Source organism: Mesorhizobium sp. M7A.F.Ca.US.006.04.2.1, assembly GCF_004022915.1.
GTDB classification, from domain to species: domain Bacteria; phylum Pseudomonadota; class Alphaproteobacteria; order Rhizobiales; family Rhizobiaceae; genus Mesorhizobium; species Mesorhizobium ciceri.
The window spans coordinates 1-6767 of the sequence record NZ_RZQA01000299.1 but is presented as its reverse complement, the minus strand read 5'-3'; the positions used below and the strand labels follow the sequence as shown (position 1 = coordinate 6767).

Genomic DNA, 6767 nt, shown 5'->3' with positions numbered 1-6767 from the left:
GCTGACACTGACCAAGCCGATGCGTGGAGAAATCATCAAGCGCATGGTGACGATGGCCAATGTTCCCGACGCTGCCGCCAGGATCGTCGAAAACCGGCTGCGCACCAGTGTGCTGGCCGAAACCTCGACCAAGGATACCTCGGCCGGACAGGCGCGTGTCGCCAGCGTCCTCAACGAACTCGACAAGCCGCTGCTCGAGGAGGTGATGCAGGATCTGGAAGCCGCCGGCACGCCTGATCTCGACGGCGTGCGAGCCCGGCTGTTTGCTTTCGACGATCTGCCGCTGCTCACCCAGAAAGCGCGGGTGCTGCTGTTCGACGGGCTATCGACGGAGCTGGTCACGCTGGCCTTGCGTGGCACGTCGGCCGCCCTTGCAGAATCGGTGCTGTCGGCCATCGGCGCCCGCTCGCGGCGCATGATCGAAGCCGAGCTCGGGCAGGGCTCGGACGGGATCCCCCTCGCCGATATCATGGCGGCCCGCAAGACGATCGTTACGACGACGATCCGGCTGTCGCGCGAAGGCGCCTTCGAACTCCCCTCGACCCAAGACGCCGCCTAGGACCGCGCCATGGCTGACGCGGTCGACAAGGATTCGAAAACCGAAGAGGCGACGGAAAAGAAGATCCGCGACACCATCGAACAGGGCAAGCTGCCCCATTCGCGGGAGACAGCGCTCTTTGCCTCGTTCGTTGCCATACTGGTGTTCACCGTCTTCTACGCCAAGGATGCGATCATCGATCTCGGCATGTTCCTGTCGATGTTCCTGGAGAAGCCGGAAGCCTGGCCAATGGACACCGAGACCGACGTCATCGCGCTTTACAAGATCGTCCTGCTCGAGGTCGGCCGCGCCGTCCTGAGCTTGATGGTGCTGCTGACCGTCGCCGGCGTCGGCGCCTCGGTGTTCCAGAACATGCCGCAATTCGTAGGCGAGCGGGTCCGGCCGCAACTCTCGCGCATTTCGATCGCCAAGGGTTGGAACAGGCTGTTCGGCATCCAGGGTTGGGTCGAGTTCCTGAAGTCACTCGGCAAGGTCGGGTTTGCCATCGTCGTGCTGAGTTTCACCCTGTCGGAAGACCACCGCAAGCTGCTCGCCGGGATGATCACCAATCCGGTCGCCTTCGGTCTCGTCATCCGCGGCATCGCCGTCGACATCCTGGTGGCCATCGTCTTCGTCATGGGGCTGATCGCGGCAGTCGACATCGTCTGGTCGCGCTTCCACTGGAAGCAGGATCTGCGCATGAGCAAGCAGGAGGTCAAGGACGAGTTCAAACAGTCCGAGGGCGACCCGATCGTCAAGTCGCGGCTGCGCTCCCTGGCGCGCGACCGGGCGCGCAAACGGATGATGACGGCGGTGCCGCGCGCGACGCTGATCATCGCCAACCCGACGCACTTCTCGATCGCGCTGAAATATGTGCGCGACGAGGACTCGGCGCCCATGGTGCTGGCCAAGGGCCAGGATCTGGTGGCGCTCAAGATCCGCGAGATCGCGCGGGAACACAACATCCCGGTCTTCGAGGACGTGGCGCTCGCCCGCTCCATGTACAAGCAAGTTTCGGTCGATAATGTGATCCCGTCACAATTCTACCAGGCCGTCGCCGAACTGGTGCGGATCGTCTACTCGAAAAAGGCTGAGCGCAGACAGATTTCATGAACCGGCAACCGCACGCAAAATCCCGCGAGATCATCGTCGCCAGCGCCATCGAGCAGGTGGTGGGCGAACTGAGGCTGATCGATGTCGCCGACTACATCGCCTTTATCCGGCTGGAGCATTTCGCATGCCTGTCGGACCTGGTCGATTCAGCGGTTGAGTTGTTCTTCATGCCGGGCACTCTGCGGCTCGGCCATGGTGGTGAGGCGCATGTCGACTGGAGCGGGAGCCCGCGCATCGTGCTCGATCTGGAACTGAGGCCGCCCGGCGTCACCGTCTATTTCCAGCTGACGCTGAGCGAGCTCGGCGCGTCGGTGGCGGTCAACTACGTATCGTTCGAGAAGCCGGGCGAAGACCCGGAGCGCAACACGGCGCTGCTCGAAGCGGTGATCGAAGAGGCGCGTATCCGCAAGGTCGAGCCGCTGGCCTATCGCTGATCGCTTTCGAATTCCTCTATTCGATCAAGCCCAGCCGCAGCGCCTTGGCAACGGCCTGGTTGCGATTGACGGCGTTGAGCTTCTGGGTCGATTGGGTCAGATACTGGTTGGCGGTGTGCACCGACAGTTTCAGGAGTCGCGCGATCTCCTCGCTGGTGTTGCCGTTGGCGGTCAGCTTCAGGCATTCGAGTTCGCGCTTGGAGATTGCACGCATGCGGCCGGCATCGCCCGGACGGATGCGGGCGACGGCGGCGAACAGCGAAAAGCAGCGGGCGTGTATTTCGTAGAGCGCATCCTGCTGCAAGGTCATCTCCGAGCCCAGGAACACGACAAGACCGCATTGGCCGCGGTCGGCGTGCACGGGAAAAGCGATGCCGCTGGTTCCGGGCACCAGCGCCGCCATCCGCTCGGTCCAGGCGAAATCGCCAAACAGCTCCGCCGTGGCAGGGACGCCGTCATCCGTCCACCAGCGCGGTTCGGTCGAGATGCGGGTGTGGCGCACGATCTCCTCGCCGTTGGCGCCTGAGATGAACTTGGTCGCCACCGCAATGCCGGGATAATCGGAATCGAAGCATGGCACGAGCCGCGCCCGCTCGGGCGAGGGGCTTACGAAGAAGAGGCCGAAAGCCGAGGCATTCATGTCAACGGCGATCCAGCGGCAGCGGCGCACGGCATCGGGAATGGTGACCGCGTGATGGGTTTCGGAGCCAAGGGTGAAGGCCCCGAACGGGTTGCGCTGCTCGTTGAAAAGGGCTTCGGCCGTTTCCTTGATATCGGCGTGTTTCAAATGATGCCGCTCCTGATCGCCGTGGCGATGGCCATCGCGCGGTTGCTGGCCGCGAATTTTTGGATGGCGTGGGTGATGTAGCTGTTGACGGTGTTGGAGGAGACGCCAAGGATGACGGCGACCTCGTCGGTGGTCTTGCCTTCGGAAACCCAGAACAGGCATTCGCGCTCGCGATCCGACAACGGGTCCTGCATGGCGGCGGCGGCAATCAGTTGCGGGATGTGCGAGAGCGCGTAGCAGCATTTCAGCTGCGCGCGCATCAGCGCCGGCTGGTCGATGCTGCCGGCGGTCGCCGCAGAGAACAGGGCAAACAGGCGCTGGCGGCCGACATTGAGGCGCAGCGAATAGATCTCGGCATGGCCGAGCACGTCGAGAAGGCGGGCTTCCTCGCCGGTGACCAATCCGTCTGCTTCTGGTGCTTGAGATGCCACCAGCGGCTGTGGGCGGATGCCTGGCGCGACGGTGAGCGCGCCTTGCGCAAGCCCGGCGATCAATCGCTTGCCGATCAGCTCGATGGCATCGAAAATCCAGTTGGAGGAGACGATGCGCGCATCGTTGCGGTCCTGGTCGTGGACGATGGCGACCAACATGTAGCTGTCGGCGCCGATCTCGGCGGTCAGTTGCATGAAAAAGCTGGTGAGATCGCCGCGCGACGTCAGGCGCGAGCCCAATGTGTCGGATTGAAGACGTGCGGCGGGACTGCTCATTCTTGTTGCTTTTGGCCGGAATCGTTTCTGCTGTCCGGATACTGGAAGCCAGCCGCCGAACCCGAATACGCATTACTTTGACGAAGACACACGCGTGGCGCAGGGCTGCACCGAACCAAATCCCGAATCCATTCAGGGAACGCGAAGCCGTCCGCGTCTGGTGCCGGAAAAGCTCCGGAACAAAAGACTTTGGGTGGTCGCCGCGCCCCCCAGGACCGGCTGATTCGGGTCTAATCTACCCGCAGTTGAATCTGACATCAAACGCGATTTGACAAAATCGAATCCGGTGGACTCATGTGCGACTCACAAGTCGGTTTTCGCGCCCTGGACAGAAGACCGGGACGCGAAAGTCTTCGCCGGCCACCTCGGCGGCTGGTCGATTTCGCCAGGCTCGGGAGCATTGGACAGACGGGCGCGCCGGTTGCTGTGCCGAAGGCTGGGGCCCTGGCCCGATAGTGGGAGCCGGGCGATGTTGCCGCCCGGTCCCGGTGGTCCTTTGCTTATGCCTGTCGTTGTCCCAAAACCGCCAGATGCTCCTGGACGACAGGCATTTACCGATCCTCGAACCCGGTCAGCACGCCGACCGCGTTGATGCCGATCTCCTCGACGGCATAGCCGCCTTCCATGATGAACAGCGTCGGCAGGCCGAGCCTGGCGATGCGGCGGCCGATCTTGGGATAATCAGACGTCTTCAGCTTGAACTGGCTGATCGGGTCCTTCTCGAACGTATCGACACCCAGCGAGACGATGACGACATCCGGTGCATAAGCGGCGAGCCTGCCGCAGGCATCCTCGAGCGAGGCGTTCCATGCATCCCAGTCGGTGCCGAAGGGCATCGGATAATTGATGTTGAAGCCTTCGCCGGCACCCGCGCCGCGTTCGTCGGCATGGCCGAGGAAGAACGGGTACTCGACCATCGGATCGCCATGCAGATTGAGCACCTGGACGTCGGCACGGTCGTAGAAGATCTCCTGCGTACCGTTGCCGTGATGGTAGTCGACATCGAGGATCGAGATGCGTTTGGCGCCGTGGTCGCGGAACCATTGCGCGGCGACGGCGGCGTTGTTGATGTAGCAGTAGCCGCCCATGAAGCCAGCCCCGGCATGGTGGCCGGGCGGACGGCAGAGCGCGAAGGCGGAAGCCTCGCCATCCTTGAGCAGGCCGGCGGCGGTCAGCGCTACGTCGTAGGAAGACTTGATCGCGGCCCACGTGCCTTCGACGAAAGTGGCGCCGGCATCGAAGGAATAATAGCCGAGCAGCGCGTCGACGCGCTTTGGCGGCACGTCGCCGCGCAGGCCGCGCGTCGGCCAGGTGAAGGGCATCGCCGTGCCTGTGAGGCCTGCTTCCAGCCATTGCGGCCAGACCGTCGGGAGAAAGTCGATATAGTCTGATTTGTGGATGCGCTTGGCGGCGGCGAGGTCATGTTCGTGCGGCGCGATGATGGGACCCAGTTTCTCGCTTTCGACCCGCGCCTTGATGAATTCGGCCCTCGATGGCTTTTCGAAACCCGGCACGATGGCTGATGTGACCAGTTCCATTTGACCGGCATGGCCGGCGTGAAGGGGGGAGAAAACAGTCTTCATAAATTCCTCTCGAAGTGCGAAATCAGTCAAGATTCAAGATTGAGATAAGGGCTCACCAGAGCGAGCCACATTCTTTCCACATCGTCCTCGATGAGGTCGTATGTCTTGCGGTCTCTTTTCAGCCCGACAAGCCGGCAGGCGTGCCCGACGTCCATCATCAGCACGCCGAGCCGGCTGGCGATCTTGTCTTCAAGCGCCGGGTTCACATGCTGCAGCCATGCGGCGTAGAGCGCGATGATCTGCTCGTCATATTCGTTCTGGATCGGCCTGAGGTCGGCGTTGCCTGAAATGGCCTCGATCACCGGCATCAGGCTGGCGTTTTCGAGGTAGAGTCTGGACGTGTCGATGAAGAGCTTGCGCACTTCCTGCCGAAACTCTTCACGGTTGGTGGGCGGGGCGACCTTGATACGCTTGGCGATCACCTCGGGAAAGGATGACAGCCAGCGCCGGGCGAGGTCCAGAAGAATGGCTTCCTTGTTGGGAAAGTATTGGTAGATCGAACCAACCGACAAGCCTGCGCGCTGCGCAATGGCGAGCGTCGTCGGCGTCTTGGTTCCTTGCTCCCGCGTCAAGACCAGCGCTGCGTCGAGAATCCGGTCGACCACCTTGCTGGAGCGTTGTTGCCGCGGCTGTTTGCGCGGTTCGAGCGCTATCCTGGTTTTGCGGTCGAGACTGCGCTTCACCGTCCGATGTCCTCGTTCCCCGCCCGGTCTCAACATGGTGGGAGCTTGCTGTCCACGATACATTCCAGATTCGGTATGTTGACAAACGCGAATAATCAGTCGCATTCTTTATCCACGCTGCCTCTTGGGATGACAAGGGGAATTTCCAAGACAGCGCGCTGGCATTCTTTTTCGTCCCATGGCGCCGCTCCGGTGGAGTGGCAGGTCGTTGGCCAAGAGGTTGTCGGTCTCAGTCAGTCGTCAAAAGCGCGGAGTCGCGATGTCTGTCACAGGTGCAGGTCACAATGCGGATCTGATCGTCATCAGTGGTCGTGTACTGACCATCGACGACGACAATCCCACCGCCGAGGCCGTCGCCGTCAAGGACGGCGCAATCATCGCCATCGGCAGCCGCGCCTCCATCGAAGAGTTCAAGGGACCGGCCACCAAGGTAATCGACGCCAAGGGCGGCTCCGTCCTGCCGGGTTTCATCGAAGCCCACATGCATCTGTTTTCGGGCGGGGCTGAACTTGCCCACCTTCAACTCACCGGTATCCATGGCTTCGAGGCGCTGCAGAAGGCGATCCGCGACTATGCGCCTACCCGGCCCGACGCGAAGATGCTGGTCGGCCAAGGCGTCGACTATACCGTGCTCGGCAGCGAGCGCGTGACGCGCCATCACCTCGACGCCATTTTGCCCGATCGTCCGTTCTGCATGGCGGCGCCCGACCATCACACCATGTGGGCCAACACCAAGGCGTTGGAAATGGCCGGCATCCTGCAGGGGCGCATGCTCGGCCCTGGCAATGAGATTGTCATGGGTGACGATGGACTGGCCGCCGGCGAATTGCGCGAAGGCGAGGCCTTTGGCCCGGTGCTCGACCTTGCCGGCGAAAGCCGGGTGCGGCTGGGGCTGTCGACCGGCGGCGGGCCGGAACCGATG

At 62.5% G+C, this 6767-nt stretch carries 8 protein-coding genes; 4 read left to right on the top strand and 4 right to left on the bottom strand.

The genetic code is table 11. The features are described from left to right. The 3 genes from EN925_RS17245 to EN925_RS17235 all read left to right on the top strand — a co-directional run. A partial coding sequence (locus tag EN925_RS17245; RefSeq protein ID WP_128336736.1) for a FliG C-terminal domain-containing protein occupies positions 1-559 on the top strand: 559 nt, incomplete at its 5' end. Positions 560-568: 9 nt separating this feature from the next. Continuing rightward, the gene (flhB, locus tag EN925_RS17240; protein ID WP_027161440.1) at positions 569-1651 is read left to right on the top strand and encodes a flagellar biosynthesis protein FlhB; all 1083 of its coding nucleotides are present in this window, start codon (positions 569-571) and stop codon (positions 1649-1651) included. Further along, complete coding sequence (locus tag EN925_RS17235) at positions 1648-2085, top strand: hypothetical protein (RefSeq protein WP_024502682.1); 438 nt, start codon at positions 1648-1650, stop codon at positions 2083-2085. The genes flhB and EN925_RS17235 overlap by 4 nt, the downstream gene beginning before the upstream one ends. Positions 2086-2101: 16 nt before the next feature. On the opposite strand, the gene EN925_RS17230 is transcribed toward EN925_RS17235, so the two are convergent. From EN925_RS17230 to EN925_RS17215, 4 genes are all read right to left on the bottom strand, one after another. Next, the gene (locus tag EN925_RS17230) at positions 2102-2872 is read right to left on the bottom strand and encodes a helix-turn-helix transcriptional regulator (protein ID WP_027161441.1); all 771 of its coding nucleotides are present in this window, start codon (positions 2870-2872) and stop codon (positions 2102-2104) included. Continuing rightward, positions 2869-3579: a helix-turn-helix transcriptional regulator gene (locus EN925_RS17225; RefSeq protein ID WP_024502680.1), complete on the bottom strand. Its 711-nt coding sequence runs from the start codon at positions 3577-3579 to the stop codon at positions 2869-2871. Before EN925_RS17225 ends, EN925_RS17230 begins: the two co-directional genes overlap by 4 nt. Before the next feature lie 551 nt (positions 3580-4130). Further along, on the bottom strand, positions 4131-5162 hold the full coding sequence (locus EN925_RS17220) for a histone deacetylase family protein (protein WP_127367437.1): 1032 nt from the start codon (positions 5160-5162) through the stop codon (positions 4131-4133). A 26-nt stretch (positions 5163-5188) separates the two neighbouring features. After that, a complete protein-coding gene (locus EN925_RS17215; RefSeq protein WP_244506862.1) occupies positions 5189-5950 on the bottom strand; it encodes a TetR/AcrR family transcriptional regulator in 762 nt (253 codons plus the stop codon). A gap of 154 nt (positions 5951-6104) precedes the next feature. Between EN925_RS17215 and EN925_RS17210 the strand changes: the two genes are divergently transcribed. Continuing rightward, positions 6105-6767 (top strand): amidohydrolase family protein (locus EN925_RS17210; protein WP_164894250.1); only part of this gene is annotated, 663 nt, incomplete at its 3' end.

Coding starts and splice junctions, on each gene's coding strand:
- EN925_RS17235 (WP_024502682.1), top strand. CDS start 1,648: ATGAACCGGCAACCGCACGCAAAATCCCGCGAGATCATCGTCGCCAGC.
- EN925_RS17220 (WP_127367437.1), bottom strand. CDS start 5,162: ATGAAGACTGTTTTCTCCCCCCTTCACGCCGGCCATGCCGGTCAAATG.
- flhB (WP_027161440.1), top strand. CDS start 569: ATGGCTGACGCGGTCGACAAGGATTCGAAAACCGAAGAGGCGACGGAA.
- EN925_RS17225 (WP_024502680.1), bottom strand. CDS start 3,579: ATGAGCAGTCCCGCCGCACGTCTTCAATCCGACACATTGGGCTCGCGC.
- EN925_RS17215 (WP_244506862.1), bottom strand. CDS start 5,950: ATGCGACTGATTATTCGCGTTTGTCAACATACCGAATCTGGAATGTAT.